Raw genomic sequence first — 13,788 nt, 5'->3', positions numbered from 1 at the left:
GGGTGTCCCCGTGTCACTCCGGGGATGGCATGTCCCACCCAGGAATCCGGGGCCCTGTGACACCCCCCACTTTGTGGCAGCCCTACAAAGACGGCGCCCTCTGAGCAGTCGGAACGCCTGCATCGCGGCCGGGTTCTGTTCGGTCGTACCAGGAAAACGCTCCGGAGACTGTACGGAGTCGACGGCCCGGTTTCCTTGAGGTCCTTCGTATGGTCACTACATGACCGTTTTGGAAGAGACGACGGGTGAGCCGGCGGACGCGCGCGGGCGGGTCGCCGAGCTGCACGTGATCCGGGCGCAGGCCCTGGCGGGCCCCAGCGAGAAGGCGACCGAGGCGCAGCACGCCAAGGGCAAGCTGACCGCCCGGGAGCGCATCGAGCTGCTCCTCGACCCGGACTCCTTCCAGGAGGTCGAGCAGCTCCGCCGGCACCGCGCCACCGGCTTCGGCCTGGAGGCCAAGAAGCCGTACACCGACGGTGTCATCACCGGCTGGGGCACGGTGGAGGGCCGCACGGTCTTCGTCTACGCCCACGACTTCCGCATCTTCGGCGGCGCGCTGGGCGAGGCCCACGCCACCAAGATCCACAAGATCATGGACATGGCCATCGCGGCCGGTGCCCCGCTGGTCTCGCTCAACGACGGCGCCGGCGCCCGTATCCAGGAGGGCGTCTCCGCGCTCGCCGGCTACGGCGGCATCTTCCAGCGCAACACCAAGGCGTCCGGTGTCATCCCGCAGATCTCGGTGATGCTCGGCCCGTGCGCGGGCGGCGCGGCCTACAGCCCCGCCCTCACCGACTTCGTCTTCATGGTCCGCGAGACCTCGCAGATGTTCATCACCGGCCCGGACGTCGTCAAGGCGGTCACCGGCGAGGAGATCACCCAGAACGGCCTCGGCGGCGCCGACGTGCACGCCGAGACCTCCGGCGTCTGCCACTTCGCGTACGACGACGAGGAGACCTGCATCGCGGAGGTGCGCTACCTCCTCTCGCTGCTCCCGCAGAACAACCGCGAGAACCCGCCGCGCGTGGAGTCCTCCGACCCCGCGGACCGGCGCGGCGACGTCCTGCTCGACCTGGTCCCGGCCGACGGCAACCGGCCCTACGACATGACCAAGGTCATCGAGGAGCTCGTCGACGACGGCGACTACCTGGAGGTCCACGAGCGCTGGGCCCGCAACATCATCTGCGCGCTGGGCCGCCTCGACGGCCAGGTGGTCGGCATCATCGCCAACCAGCCGCAGGTCCTCGCCGGTGTCCTGGACATCGAGGCGAGCGAAAAAGCTGCGCGCTTCGTGCAGATGTGTGACGCTTTCAATATTCCGATCATCACGCTGCTGGACGTGCCGGGCTTCCTCCCCGGTGTCGACCAGGAGCACGGCGGGATCATCCGCCACGGCGCGAAGCTGCTGTACGCCTACTGCAACGCGACCGTGCCGAGGATCTCGCTCATCCTGCGCAAGGCGTACGGCGGCGCCTACATCGTGATGGACAGCCAGTCCATCGGCGCCGACCTCACCTACGCCTGGCCCACCAACGAGATCGCCGTGATGGGCGCCGAGGGCGCGGCCAACGTCATCTTCCGCCGCCAGATCGCCGACGCCGAGGACCCCGAGGCGATGCGGCAGAAGATGGTCAAGGAGTACAAGGCCGAGCTGATGCACCCGTACTACGCGGCGGAGCGCGGCCTGGTCGACGACGTGATCGACCCCGCCGAGACCCGCGAGGTGCTCATCAGGTCCCTGTCGATGCTGCAGACCAAGCACGCCGACCTGCCCTCCCGCAAGCACGGCAACCCCCCGCAGTGACCGAGACCCCGGAGACCACCGCCATGACCAGTGCCGACATCCGCGTCGAAAAGGGCCTCGCCGACCCCGAGGAAGTAGCCGCCATAACGGCAGTCCTCCTCGCCCGAGCCGCCGCCCGCCCCACCGAGACCCCGACCCACCGCCCCCGCCCCCGCGCGGGCTGGCGCCGCCTGGAACGCGAGGGCGGCTTCCGGGCACCCCATAGCTGGCACTGAGCCCCACAGCACCCCACAGGGCCCCGCCTCTCCCCTCGGAGAGGCGGGGCCCTGTCGCGTCGCCGCTCCGTGTACGACGCGCAACGCACGACAACGCGCACGCACGACAAAGGGGCCCCTTCCGTGTGGAAAGGGCCCCTCGACGTGGGACAGCTACCGCAGGCGGGCCATCAGGGCGTGCTCGACCAGGGTGATCAGCGCGCTCTTGGCGTCCGCGCGGTGGCGGGCGTCCGTGGTGATGATGGGGGCGTCCGGGCCGATCTGGAGGGCCTCGCGGACCTCGTCGGGGTTGTAGGGCTGGTTGCCGTCGAAGCCGTTGAGGGCGATGACGAACGGCAGGCCCGAGTTCTCGAAGTAGTCGACCGCGGGGAAGCAGTCGGCCAGGCGCCGGGTGTCGACCAGCACGATGGCGCCGATGGCGCCGCGCACCAGGTCGTCCCACATGAACCAGAAGCGGTCCTGACCGGGGGTACCGAAGAGGTACAGGATCAGGTCCTGGTCCAGGGTGATGCGGCCGAAGTCCATGGCCACCGTGGTGGTGGTCTTGTCCCCGGTGTGGGTGAGGTCGTCGATGCCCGCCGACGCGGACGTCATGACGGCCTCGGTACGCAGCGGGTTGATCTCCGAGACGGCGCCCACGAACGTGGTCTTGCCCACGCCGAAGCCGCCCGCCACCACGATCTTCGCGGAGGTGGTGGAGCGGGAAGGACCGCCGCTAGAGCTTGCGAAGTCCACTGAGCACCCTTTCGAGCAGTGTCACGTCTGGCTGGCCGCCGGCGTTCTCGTCGCCGCCGGGCTGATGGATGGCGACCAGGTCCGCCTCCGCCAAGTCGGCGACGAGAATCCTGGCCACGCCGAGGGGGATCGTCAGCAGGGCCGAGATCTCGGCCACCGACTTGATCTCCCGGCACAGGTTGCAGATCCGCTGATGCTCGGGCAACTGCCCCTGCATCTGGTGCGGTGCTGCGGTGGTGTGCACCAGCGCCTCGATGGCGAGCTGGTAGCGCGGGCGGGTCCGGCCGCCGGTCATGGCGTACGGACGCACCAAGGGGTTGCTGGCGCCGGACGGGGCGGCCGCGGGCTCCTGGCGACGCGGCGGCTGGACCGGCTGGATGCGCGGGGCCGACGGCTGGTCGTACGGCGAAGGGCCGGGGCCCTGCGGCGCGTACGGCTGCCGGTGGTCCGGGACGGAGGGAAAGTCGTACCCGTTCGCCGAGCCGCCGTCCTGTCCCTGCGCGGGACCGTACGACCAGTTGCCCGAAGACGGACCGCCTGGGGGTGTTGCCACTTTCTCCTCCTCCGACTGTGCCGGGCACCATCGCTGTGGAGCCGCGTCCCAAGACCTTACGGCCCCGGGACGCGAACGCGCACCGTCCGCTTGTTAGTTGAGAAGGCTGCCCTGGAGTTCCGCCCGGAGATCCGGGGTCAGGACCGTGCCCGCGCGGTCCACCAGGAGGGCCATCTCGTACCCGATGAGGCCGATGTCCGCCTCCGGGTGGGCCAGGACCGCGAGCGACGAACCGTCGGATACGGACATGATGAAGAGGAATCCCCGCTCCATCTCCACAACCGTCTGGTTCACGCTGCCCCCCTCGAAGATGCGGGAGGCGCCTGCCGTCAGGGACGTCAGACCGGATGCGACGGCCGCGAGCTGGTCGGCGCGGTCGCGGGGGAAGCCTTCGGACATCGCCAGAAGGAGTCCGTCGGCGGAGACCACCACGGTGTGGGACACACCCGGAGTGTTGTCCACGAAGTTGGTGATCAACCAGTTAAGGTTCTGTGCCGCCTGGCTCATCGGGCTCACACTAACGCTCCTGGTCGTAGGTGCTGTCAGGACCACCGTGCTGATTGGTGGTTGCCTGGCCGTTCGTTTCACTGCCTGCGCTGCGTCCGCGCTGGACGCCTCGACGCAGGTTGCTCAGCCTGCCCCGGACATCCTCCGGGGCTCGGGAGACCTGTGGGCCCCCCTGAGGGGTGCTCTCGGCGGTGCCCTCGACCAGGTTGGCCTTGGGTACCCGCCGCGGCAGGCCGGAGGACGTTACCCCGCCCGCCTTGGGCTTACGGAGCTGCGAAGCCTGCTGCCAGCGCTCGTCGTTCGCCGACCGCCAGTCGTCGGGGCCGTTGCCCGCGGAGGCCGGGGCCCCCTGGCGGCCGAGCGACGCGCCGTTCGCGCCGGCGGAGCCGTTCAGCCCGCCCGAACCGTTCAGTCCGTTCGAGCCGTTGGCGCCGTTCGGACCGTGCGGCCCGTTGGAGGCGAGGCCGCTGGAACCCAGGCCGCCCGAACCGTTCACGTTCAGACCGCCGGAGCTGCCCAGCGGAGCCGAGCCGCCCGCGCCACCGCGGCGGGGCAGACCCGCGTTGGTCACGCCGCCCGCGGCCGGACCGCCCGGCGCCGGACGCTCGAAGCCGCCGTGGCCGCCGTGGCCATTGTGGCCGTTGGACCCCAGGTCACCGCGGTCGGCGGCCTGGCCCTGCTCCGGCTCCGCAGCGTACTGCGCCGGGTAGCCGTTCTGGTAACCGTTCTGCTGCTGCTGGGGCCAGTCGTCCTGGAAGGACTGCTGCTGACCCTCGTAGCCGCCGAAGGCGTCGCCGGCCGGGGCGTTCTGGCCCTGATCGGGGTAACCGGACTGCGGGTAGCCGTTGTCCTGCCCGAAGTACTGCTCGTCGTAGGCGGGCTGCTGCTGCTCCTGGTACGCCTGCTGCTCGGCGTAGGCGTCCGCCTGCGGCTGCCGCTGCTCGGGGAAGCCGTTCTCCGGGTAGCCGCCGGGCGCCTGCTCGAAGCCGTCCTGGTAGCCGGGCCGGCCGGCCTCGGCACCGTCCTGCGGTCCGTGCGCCTGGGCCTCCAGGGCCGCCCGGCGCTCCTCGCGCTCCAGGGAACGGCCGACCGGGTCCAGATCGCGGAGGTCGTCGGGCACCTCGTTGTAGCGGCTGTCGTCGAAGCCCAGCTCCGCCGCCGTGCGCATCGGCTGTGCCTGCGCCTGCGGCTGGGGGCTGAAGCTCTCGCCGGCGAACTGCTGCTCCGGGATGATCTGCGAGACCGTGAACTCCTCGCGCTCGATCTGCGTCTCGCCGCCACCACCGTGGGTGATCGCGTCGGGCAGCATGACCAGGGAGGTGGTACCGGCCTGCTCGCCCGAGGGGCGGAGCTGGACCCGGATGCCGTGCCGGTCGGACAGCCGGCCGACCACGAACAGACCCATGCGCTGGGAGATCGCGGCGTCCACGGTCGGCGGGTTCGCCAGCTTGTGGTTGATGTCCGCGAAGTCCTCGGCGGTGAGGCCGATGCCCTTGTCGTGGATCTCGATCATCACGCGGCCGTCGGGGAGACGGGTCGCGGTGACGCGGACCTTGGTCTGCGGGGAGGAGAACGTGGTGGCGTTCTCCAGCAGCTCGGCGAGCAGGTGCACGAGGTCGGTGACCGCGCGGCCGTGGATCTCGGCCTCCGGGACGCCGGACAGCTCGATGCGCTCGTACTGCTCCACCTCGGAGGAGGCGGCGCGCAGCACGTCGACCAGCGGGACCGGCTGGTCCCAGCGGCGGCCGGGCTCCTCGCCGGCGAGGACCAGCAGGTTCTCGCCGTTGCGGCGCATACGGGTGGCCAGGTGGTCCAGCTTGAAGAGGTTCTCGAGCTGGTCCGGGTCGGCCTCGTTGTTCTCCAGGTCGGTGATCAGGGTCAACTGGCCCTCGATCAGCGACTGGTTGCGGCGCGACAGGTTGGTGAAGATCGCGTTGATGTTGCCCCGCAGCAGCGCCTGCTCGGAGGCGAGCCGCACCGCCTCGCGGTGGACCTGGTCGAAGGCGCGGGCGACCTCGCCGATCTCGTCCTTGGTGTGGATCGGGATCGGGGCGACCCGGGTGTCGACCCGGCCGGGGTCGGTACGGGAGAGCTGGTCGACCAGCATCGGCAGGCGCTGCTCGGCGATGCCGAAGGCGGCGTTGCGGAGCTGGCGCATCGCGCGGCTCATCTGGCGGGCGACCGTACCGGCCAGGATGAAGGCCAGCAGCAGGACCAGGACGACGGCGACACCGGTGATGATCGCGGAGGTCTTGGCGTCGTCGGCGATGCCGGACGCCTCGCTCACCGCCTTGTCGGCCATGTCCGACTCGATGGAGCGGTACGCCTTGAACTTCAGCGTGTTGACCGCCCACCAGTTGGCGGGGGTGATGCCCTGCACCGCGAGCTGCTGGCGCAGCAGCGGGTCGGTCGAGTTGAGCTGGGCCAGCGCCACGACCATCTTCTGCGGGTCGGACGGCGGCGCCTTGTACGAGGGGTCCTTCGACTTGGCCTCGGAGGCCAGCGCGGCACCCTGGTTCTGGATGTCCCGCTTCTCCTGCTCCAGCCGGTCCGCGTCGGCCTGGGTGCCACCGCCGAGGTACTCCTCGACGGCGATGCCCTCCAGGTAGGCGTAGGAGGAGAGGGCCACGCGCTGGCTCGCCAGGTTGGGCGCGTCCGGGCCGGGCTTGATCAGCATGTGCATGCCGATCGAGCGCTCCAGCGACAGCGCGGCCTTGGTCAGCGAGATGGCGTAGACGGTACGTCCGTAGGACGTGATGTTTCCGGTGCCCAGGCCCAGCTCGTTGGCGAACTCCATGAGCGGGTGGGCGACCTTGACGTAGCCCTCCTCGGTCTGGACGCCGGTGAACTTGGGGCCGTAGGCGCCCGCGCGCAGCGTCTGGAGGAAGGGCTCGGCCTCGCGGAACAGCTTCAGGCGGCGCTCCAGGCCCGGCTTGGCCGGCATGTTCTGCGCGGCCCGGCTGAAGGCGGCGGCGGCCTGGTCGGTGTTCTTGCGGGCCGCCTCGACGGTGGCCTTGTCCTGGGCCGTGGCCGCCTTGCCCTTGAGCAGGGGAGCGGCGCTGAGGTCACGCTCGTTGTACAGCGCGTCGGCGTAGGACAGGGACGTCTGCACCAGGATCGCGGTGTTCTCCGCGTCCTCCGCGTCCCGCCAGGTGTCGATCGAGTTCTTCACCTGGAAGCCGCCCATGACGAGGGCGACCAGCACAGGTATGAGCAGGATCGCGTTCAGCCTGGTCGGCACACGCCAGTTGCGCGGGGAGAAGCGGCCCCCGCTGGACGCGGCAGCGGCCTCCGGCTCCGGTCCGGCCACCACAGGGGTGGGCGCCGCAGCGCGCGGCGGCGGGGTGAAGTTGCCCCGTGCCGACGGCTCGGGACCGTTCTTGCTTCGCCTCACTCGACCAACAACCTCTCGGCGGGTCGGCACCTGTCGTGCCGCAGTCTCTCAGAGCCCGGTTCCTCTTCGACCGCTCAGTACGTCTTTGACCCCTGGGCAGTTCAGGCATTCCAGCATGTCGACCTGGGCAGTAACAAACGGGGGCGGCGCCGTTGTAAGCAGCAGATAAAACGGGTCATTAGCGAGCGAGCCCCGCAAATGGCAAGGACTTTGTGAGCGCAGCGGTACCGGTCGACCGCGTCGCGTGGCGAAGTACGGGATTTCCTCTGCCGAACTGTTATGAACACCGGAGCCGACCGTGTCAAAGGCCACAGCCGGCTCCGGGTGCGCTACGACAACTGCCTTACGGCAGATCGCACTTGAGCCCTACCGCAGGCGGGCCATCAGCGCGTGCTCGACCAGGGTGATCAGCGCGCTCTTGGCGTCCGAGCGGTGCCGGGCGTCGGTCGTGATGATCGGAGCGTCGGGTCCGATCTGGAGCGCCTCGCGGACCTCGTCCGGGTTGTAGGGCTGCTGGCCGTCGAAGCCGTTGAGGGCGACGACGAACGGCAGACCCGAGTTCTCGAAGTAGTCCACGGCCGGGAAGCAGTCCGCGAGCCGGCGCGTGTCCACGAGCACCACCGCGCCGATGGCGCCGCGCACGAGGTCGTCCCACATGAACCAGAAGCGGTCCTGACCGGGGGTACCGAAGAGGTACAGGATCAGGTCCTGGTCCAGGGTGATGCGGCCGAAGTCCATGGCCACCGTGGTGGTGGTCTTGTCCCCGGTGTGGGTGAGGTCGTCGATGCCCGCTGACGCGGACGTCATGACGGCCTCGGTACGCAGCGGGTTGATCTCCGAGACGGCGCCCACGAACGTGGTCTTGCCCACGCCGAAGCCGCCCGCCACCACGATCTTGGCGGAGGTCGTGGCCCGCCCCGAGTCAGAGCTTGCGAAGTCCACTGAGCACCCTTTCGAGCAGCGTCACATCGGGAGCGCCGCCGTTGTTCTCGTCGCCGCCCGGCTGGTGAACGGCGACCATGCCGGCCTCGGCGAGGTCGGCCACCAGAATGCGGGCCACGCCGAGGGGCATGGCCAGAAGCGCGGAGACCTCCGCTACCGACTTGACCTCCCGGCACAGGTGGCAGATGCGCTGGTGCTCAGGGAGCATTCCCATCAGCGCTGCCGGGTCGGCCGTGGTGCTGATCAGCGCCTCGATGGCGAGCTGGTAGCGCGGCCGGGTCCGGCCACCGGTCATCGCGTATGGACGTACCAGTGGCTGGTCGCCCTCATCGCCGTACGGGTCCGCGTACGGATCATGAGAGGCGTTGGGCGGGGTCATGAATCCTCCGGGCGGGACAGCAAGTTGGTCAGTCGTGCCGTCTGACGGGGCCGGTGGGGGGATTGTGGCGGCCGGACGGTTGTTTCGTGTGGTGGGTGGTGCCGGGGTGGGTCAGTGGAGCAGACTGCCTTGTAGTTCGGCGCGCAGGTCCGGGGTGAGTACCGCACCCGCGCGGTCGACGAGCAGGGTCATCTCGTAGCCCACGAGGCCGATGTCGCACTCGGGGTGCGCGAGGACCGCGAGGGACGACCCGTCCGAGACGGACATGAGGAACAGGAAGCCGCGTTCCATCTCGACGACGGTCTGCGCCACGCTGCCACCCTCGAAGATCCGGGACGCCCCGGCCGTGAGAGAGGTCAGGCCGGACGCGACGGCCGCCAACTGGTCGGCGCGGTCCCTCGGGAAGCCTTCGGACATCGCCAGCAGAAGGCCGTCGGCGGAGACCACCACCGTGTGCGACACCCCTGGGGTGTTGTCCACGAAGTTGGTGATCAACCAGTTCAGGTTCTGTGCCGCCTGGCTCATCGGACTCAACTAACGCTCCTGCTGGTGAGTGGGGCTCGGGAAGCTGCCGGTCTGGCCGCCCCCGGCCTGACGGCCCTGAGCGATACCCCGACGGAGATTGGTCAGCCGGCCGCGTACGTCGTCAGGCGCACGGGAGACCTGCGGACCGCTGTGGTGCTGTTGCTGCTGTGCCGTGCCCGGGACGAGGTTCGCCTTGGGCACACGGCGCGGCAGACCGGAGGTGGTGACACCGCCCGCCGCGGGCTGCCGTACGCGCTCCGCCTGCCGGACGAGTTCGTCGTTCGGAGAGGTGCGCCACGAGCCGGTGGTGGACGACGACTGCTGCGGGGCGGGCGTGGGGGCCTGCGCCTGCGGCTGCTGAGGGGCGGCGGCCGGAGCGGACTCCGACTGCTGCTGCTGTTCCTGCTGGAACCAGTTGGTCTCCAGCGTGTCGTACAGCGGGGTACGGCCGTCACCGGCGTTGCCCGCCGGGGCCGGGGGCAGCGCCCAGTTGTCGGCCGGCGCCTGACGCGCCGGACGCTGCGGGGCGGCGGGCCGCTGCTGCTCGAACTGACTGGTGTTGCCGGCCGGGTTCGGGTTCTGCGCGGCCTGGTTGCCGTTCTGGTGCTGCGCCGGGCGGGCGGGCAGCGCGTGCTGGCCTGTGTGGCCGGCCTGGTACGCGTCGTAGCCCTGCTGCTGGACCGGGAACTGGCCGGTGTGCTGCGGGGACCGGGGGGCCTGCGGGTTCTGCTGCTGGCCCTGGGGGCCGCCGAACAGGTCGGGGCGGGTGTACTCGTCGCCGCCCTGCTGACGGCCGTGACCGCCCGCCTGCTGGGCGCCGGGCTGCTGGTACTGACCCATGTTCTGCGGGTCGCCGGCACCCGGCCGCTGGAACTGCCCCGTGTGCTGGGCCCCGCCCGCGCCGGGCCGGGCGAACTGCCCGGTGTGCTGCTGCTGTTCGCCCGCGCCATACAGGTCCTGGCGGGGGAAGCCGCCGGTCTGCGAGGGGTCCTGCGCGTCGACGCGGGGCATCTCGGCGGTGCCGCCCATGCCCTGCCGGTCGTCGATACGCGGCATGCGCGCGGTCTGCGACGGGTTCTGCTCGTCGTGGCCGCGCGGCACGTCCAGCGCGGCCGGGTTGCCGCCGGGCAGCTCGGCACGCGGGCCGCCGCGCGGCGGCAACTGCGGCTGACGCCCCTGCTCGGCACCGGCGCCACCACGCTGCTGCTGGGCCGGGCCGCGGCCGCCGAAGGCGTCCTGCTGCTGGCCGGAAGCCTGGGCGGGAGCCGGACGGTTCTGCTGGCCGGGCTGGTTCTGCTGGAAGGCACCGGGACCCTGCGGGCCACGGGCGCCACCGGGACCGCCGGGGCGGCCGCCGTTCTGGCCGTTGCCGGGAAGCGCCGCGCGCGGACCCTGGCCCGCGCCGACCTGGCCGCGCTGGCCGGGGCCGCCCGCCAGGAGTCCGCCACCGGCCGGGGCGCCGCCGAGGGCGCCGCCACCGCCACCGCCGTTGTTCCGGCGCGCCGCGGCGGCACCGGCCGCGGCCTGCGCGGCGGCGGGACCGCCACCGGCGCCGGGGCCGCCGGCCTTGCCCGGAGCGGGCTTCTTGCCGCCCTGGGCGACGTCGACGGGCAGCATGACCAGCGCGGTCGTACCACCGGAGTCGGACGGGCGGAGCTGGATGCGGATGCCGTGGCGCTGCGACAGACGGCCGACCACGAACAGACCCATGCGGCGGGAGACCGACACGTCCACGGTGGGCGGCGCGGCGAGGCGCTCGTTGATCGCGGCGAGGTCCTCGGGGGAGAGGCCGATGCCGGTGTCGTGGATCTCGATCAGCACGCGGCCGTCGGGCAGCGCGTGACCGGTGACCTTGACCTTGGTCTGCGGGGAGGAGAACGAGGTGGCGTTCTCCAGCAGCTCGGCGAGGAGGTGCACGAGGTCGTTGACGACGCGGCCGGCGACCTCGGTGCTCGGCACCGACGCCAGCTCGATGCGCTCGTACTGCTCCACCTCGGAGGCGGCGGCGCGGAGCACGTCGACCAGCGGGACCGGGCGGGTCCAGCGGCGGCCGGGCTCCTCACCGGCGAGGACGAGGAGGTTCTCGCCGTTACGGCGCATGCGGGTCGCGAGGTGGTCGAGCTTGAACAGCGAGGAGAGCTGGTCCGGGTCGGCCTCGCGGGACTCCAGCTCGGAGATGAGCGAGAGCTGACGCTGGATCAGACCCTGGGAGCGGCGCGAGAGGTTGGTGAACATCGCGTTGACGTTGCCTCGCAGCAGCGCCTGCTCGGCGGCGAGCCGGACCGCCTCGTGGTGCACGTGGTCGAAGGCCGCGGCCACCTGGCCGATCTCGTCCCGCGAGTGCACACCGACCGACTCCACGGACGTGTCCACGTCCTGCGGGTCGGACTCGGAGAGCTGCTTGACCAGCTCGGGCAGGCGGTCCTGGGCGACCTTGGTGGCGGTGTCCTGGAGGCGGCGCAGCGAGCGGATCATGGACCGGGCCACGACGAACGCGCCGACCAGCGAGACGCCGAGCACGAGCAGGATCAGCACACCGGAGAGGATCGCCTCCTGCTCGGAGGTCGCCTTCAACTGGCGGGCCTTCTGCTCCATGTTGTCGAGCAGCTCGTGCTCGATCTTCTTCATCTGCTGGATCTTGGTGGAGCTGTCGTCCATCCAGTCCAGGTACGAGCGGGCCGGCTGCCCCGCCAGGCCGTCGCGCGACTCGAAGACGCGCTTGGCGTAGAGGTCCGCCGCCTGGATCGTCGGGTTGTTCTCGTCGATGGGCTTGAGGATCTCCTCGGCGCCCTGGCTCGCGTAGACCTTGCGGAAGATGTTGAGCTCGGAGCCCTCGCTGTCGTACGCGGCCTCGCCGTAGAGGCGGTCGTTGGTCGACAGGTCGCCCTTGGTGGCGTTGCTGGCGGGCAGGGCGGCCGCGATGACGGCCCGCTGCACCGACGCGTACTCCTTGGCCGTGGAGAACGCGGCCAGGGCGCGGGTGCGCTGGATCATCTCCGGGTTGCTCGACGCCTCGGCCATGTCCTGGGAGAGGTCGATGAGCTGGGTGATCAGCCGGTGGTACGCCTCGACGGTCTGGGTCGAGTTGCCCTCGGAGGCGTACGCGTCCCGGCGGATCTTGCCGAGCGCGTCGAGCTGGGAGACCAGGCCGACCAGGGTGTCGCGGACGCCCTGGAGGTTGCCGTCCTTGCTCGCCGCGTCGATGTCCTCGGCGGAGTCCTCGAAGGTCTTCTTCGCGTTGTCCGTCTTGTCGCGGAATCCCTTGACCGTGTAGTCGGACGACTTCAGACCGTGCGCCAGGGGACCGGCGGACTGGTCGCGCTCCTCCTGGAGCGCGTGGGCCAGCTCGGTCGCGCGCTGGGTCATCTCGGTCAGCAGCTTCATGTTGTCGAGCTGCTTGATGTCCTCCATCGAGTCGCCGATGCGCAGGCCACCGAGCGTGGTGGCCGCGACCACCGGCAGCGCGAGCAGCGACACCAGACGCGTGGAGATGCGCCAGTTGCGCAGCGCCACGCGGGAGCCGGTGCTGGGCGTGCTCCTGGTGGTCTTGGCGGCGGGCGCCGTCGACGTGGTGCCGGACGCGCCGGCCGGGGCGGACGCGCCGGGGCGTCCCCCGCGCTCGCCCTTGTCGCCGGACGGTGCCGGGCCGGCGCTCTGGGCGTGCTGGTGCGAGGAGCCGCCGGCCATGGGGGCAGTCCCGCCGTGCGACTCCGGCTCGGCCGAAGCGCTGCCATCCCTCTTGAAACGTCCCTGCACTAGCGTCGCAACCTCTGGACCAGGCGCCCCTCCGCGCGAACGGCGGGACACGGTGTCGGCGTCATGAAGGGCGCCCTGAATACGCCCCCCGTGTGGTCTTGAGTGACCGGCGCTGGATTCCCCCCTGTCTCACCGCCACTCGGCGCGGCGTCGCGCCCCCTGCGCCGGCTCGTTCCCGCGGCGGTCCGTGGCATTCCAGCACAGTGCCGGATCTCCAACAAGGGACGCACCCCTAGCTGTGACCAACGTGACGGCGCGTGATCCGGGGGTCACGACGGGTGGAACCGGATCACCCGTATAGGCGGGCAATTCCGGCGAGTCGATCGCCAGTACGGGAGGCTCGAACGGTGTCCCAGTCGCCATGATCAGGAGCGGAATGGTGGGTTCAGATGAGCAATGTCCGTTTCATCGCCCAGGGGCGGGAGTCTGAATTAACCCATTTGCGTGGCTCGCAGTGAGCAAACTCACACCCCGATCACGGCTGGTTCACGTGAGTGACGGGGATTCGCATGTTTAGCCTGACGCTTTACAGGATGAGCGGCTCTGCCCATTCCCACCCGATCACCCCACCTGATCACGAGGCCACAGGACGACAACGGTGAAGACGACGATGATGTTCCAGACGACGGCGAACCCGCGACGCACGACGCTGGCGCACCTGAACGACGTCGGCGAACTGCGGATCGCCGAGCTGCCCGAGCACCCCACCGACCTCCCCGACCGGACCGCCAACCCCCGGCGCACCATTCTGATGGAGCTGCCCGCCTCCGCGGTGGTCGAGGCCGGCGTCTGACCGCACCAGGCCCGCCCGAGCGCGGCCCGGCGGCCCGTCCACCGTGACGGCCCACCGGGCCGCGTTCGCTTTTTCCGGCTCGAAGGATTTACCGGGCGCCCGCCATATCCGTCCTCCGGTAATCCGGCCCCGTGAATTCCGCACCGCCCCCGGCAATAACCGCATATACGCGCCCGTGCCGCCTC

11 protein-coding genes are annotated in these 13,788 nt (G+C 70.6%); 3 read left to right on the top strand and 8 right to left on the bottom strand.

What is annotated here, in order from left to right; translation table 11 throughout:
* Positions 1–220: 220 nt before the first annotated feature.
* Positions 221–1,804 carry an acyl-CoA carboxylase subunit beta gene (locus ACZ3HQ_RS00690; RefSeq protein ID WP_030808412.1) on the top strand — a complete coding sequence of 528 codons (1,584 nt, stop codon included), beginning with the start codon at positions 221–223 and terminating at the stop codon, positions 1,802–1,804.
* 23 nt (positions 1,805–1,827) lie between these two features.
* Positions 1,828–2,019, top strand: a complete 192-nt coding sequence (locus tag ACZ3HQ_RS00685) for an acyl-CoA carboxylase subunit epsilon (RefSeq protein WP_467507944.1) — start codon at positions 1,828–1,830, stop codon at positions 2,017–2,019.
* A 153-nt stretch (positions 2,020–2,172) separates the two neighbouring features.
* On the opposite strand, the gene ACZ3HQ_RS00680 is transcribed toward ACZ3HQ_RS00685, so the two are convergent.
* The 8 genes from ACZ3HQ_RS00680 to ACZ3HQ_RS00645 all read right to left on the bottom strand — a co-directional run bounded on the left by ACZ3HQ_RS00680 (position 2,173) and on the right by ACZ3HQ_RS00645 (position 12,810).
* Positions 2,173–2,754 (bottom strand): GTP-binding protein, encoded by a 582-nt coding sequence (locus ACZ3HQ_RS00680; protein ID WP_030793786.1) that lies wholly within the window; start codon positions 2,752–2,754, stop codon positions 2,173–2,175.
* Positions 2,735–3,307, bottom strand: coding sequence for a DUF742 domain-containing protein (locus ACZ3HQ_RS00675; protein WP_467506790.1), 573 nt, complete (start codon positions 3,305–3,307; stop codon positions 2,735–2,737). The genes ACZ3HQ_RS00680 and ACZ3HQ_RS00675 overlap by 20 nt, the downstream gene beginning before the upstream one ends.
* A gap of 93 nt (positions 3,308–3,400) precedes the next feature.
* Complete coding sequence (locus ACZ3HQ_RS00670) at positions 3,401–3,814, bottom strand: roadblock/LC7 domain-containing protein (RefSeq protein ID WP_005479603.1); 414 nt, start codon at positions 3,812–3,814, stop codon at positions 3,401–3,403.
* A gap of 10 nt (positions 3,815–3,824) precedes the next feature.
* Complete coding sequence (locus tag ACZ3HQ_RS00665) at positions 3,825–7,208, bottom strand: sensor histidine kinase (protein ID WP_467506787.1); 3,384 nt, start codon at positions 7,206–7,208, stop codon at positions 3,825–3,827.
* A gap of 366 nt (positions 7,209–7,574) precedes the next feature.
* Entirely contained in the window at positions 7,575–8,150 is a 576-nt protein-coding gene (locus ACZ3HQ_RS00660) for a GTP-binding protein (protein WP_030808427.1), read from the bottom strand.
* Entirely contained in the window at positions 8,131–8,529 is a 399-nt protein-coding gene (locus ACZ3HQ_RS00655; protein ID WP_161189082.1) for a DUF742 domain-containing protein, read from the bottom strand. Before ACZ3HQ_RS00655 ends, ACZ3HQ_RS00660 begins: the two co-directional genes overlap by 20 nt.
* A 111-nt stretch (positions 8,530–8,640) precedes the next feature.
* Entirely contained in the window at positions 8,641–9,054 is a 414-nt protein-coding gene (locus ACZ3HQ_RS00650) for a roadblock/LC7 domain-containing protein (RefSeq protein ID WP_020128762.1), read from the bottom strand.
* A gap of 9 nt (positions 9,055–9,063) precedes the next feature.
* Positions 9,064–12,810 (bottom strand): sensor histidine kinase, encoded by a 3,747-nt coding sequence (locus tag ACZ3HQ_RS00645; protein ID WP_467506785.1) that lies wholly within the window; start codon positions 12,808–12,810, stop codon positions 9,064–9,066.
* A 598-nt stretch (positions 12,811–13,408) separates the two neighbouring features.
* Here ACZ3HQ_RS00645 and ACZ3HQ_RS00640 point away from each other — a divergent pair.
* Positions 13,409–13,603 carry a hypothetical protein gene (locus tag ACZ3HQ_RS00640; protein WP_030808437.1) on the top strand — a complete coding sequence of 65 codons (195 nt, stop codon included), beginning with the start codon at positions 13,409–13,411 and terminating at the stop codon, positions 13,601–13,603.
* The last annotated feature ends 185 nt before the right edge of the window (positions 13,604–13,788 follow it).

The organism is Streptomyces sp. NPDC018263 (genome assembly GCF_055562575.1).
This window is presented reverse-complemented; position numbering and strand designations above follow the sequence as displayed.

Bases quoted from the DNA above. Each gene is read 5' to 3' on its own strand.
- ACZ3HQ_RS00670 (WP_005479603.1), bottom strand. From the start codon at position 3,814: ATGAGCCAGGCGGCACAGAACCTTAACTGGTTGATCACCAACTTCGTG.
- ACZ3HQ_RS00690 (WP_030808412.1), top strand. From the start codon at position 221: ATGACCGTTTTGGAAGAGACGACGGGTGAGCCGGCGGACGCGCGCGGG.
- ACZ3HQ_RS00650 (WP_020128762.1), bottom strand. From the start codon at position 9,054: ATGAGCCAGGCGGCACAGAACCTGAACTGGTTGATCACCAACTTCGTG.
- ACZ3HQ_RS00685 (WP_467507944.1), top strand. From the start codon at position 1,828: ATGACCAGTGCCGACATCCGCGTCGAAAAGGGCCTCGCCGACCCCGAG.
- ACZ3HQ_RS00655 (WP_161189082.1), bottom strand. From the start codon at position 8,529: ATGACCCCGCCCAACGCCTCTCATGATCCGTACGCGGACCCGTACGGC.